Annotated in this window: 1 protein-coding gene; it reads left to right on the forward strand. The window is 35.7% G+C overall.

Translation table 11 applies throughout. The features are described 5' to 3' along the window. Window positions 1–9 precede the first annotated feature (9 nt). Window positions 10–462, forward strand: coding sequence for an IS200/IS605 family transposase (gene tnpA / locus ECA1_RS16700; protein ID WP_008382269.1), 453 nt, complete (start codon window positions 10–12; stop codon window positions 460–462). The last annotated feature ends 124 nt before the right edge of the window (window positions 463–586 follow it).

The following is a 586-nucleotide window of genomic DNA, read 5'->3' on the forward strand; positions in this document are numbered from 1 at the left end:
TTTTTTTTTATGTCTAACGACGATAAAAGTTTAGCACATACCAGATGGAATTGTAAGTATCACATAGTCTTCACCCCGAAGTATCGACGAAAAGTGATTTATGGAAAGTTAAGAGTAAGTATTGGTCAGATATTAAGAAAATTGTGTGAGATGAAAGATGTTGAAATCATTGAAGCTCATGCCATGCCTGACCATATTCATATGTTAGTAAGAATACCACCAAAGATTAGTATTTCTAGTTTTATGGGCTACTTAAAAGGACGAAGTGCAACCTTAATCCATGAAAAACATGCGAATTTGAAATATAAGTATGGGAATAAAAGCTTTTGGTCCAAAGGATACTACGTGAGTACGGTTGGGTTAAATCAAAAAACAATTGAAAAATATATTAGAGAACAAGAAGCAGATGATCGAATAAGAGATAGTATAAGTAAACAAGAGTATGTAGATCCATTTAAATAGTTAAAGAGAGATAGGGCTGTGAGCGGTTGGTGGTCATTTAAAAAGCCCCTTTTAAGGGGCTAGCGAGTGGTGAGCCCTTCTAGGGCTGTTAAAAAGCCACCCGTTTCACGGGTGGATATTTACT

The sequence above is a fragment of the Enterococcus casseliflavus NBRC 100478 genome (genome assembly GCF_001544095.1).
GTDB lineage: Bacteria > Bacillota > Bacilli > Lactobacillales > Enterococcaceae > Enterococcus_D > Enterococcus_D casseliflavus.

Coding starts and splice junctions, on each gene's coding strand:
- tnpA (WP_008382269.1), top strand. CDS start 10: ATGTCTAACGACGATAAAAGTTTAGCACATACCAGATGGAATTGTAAG.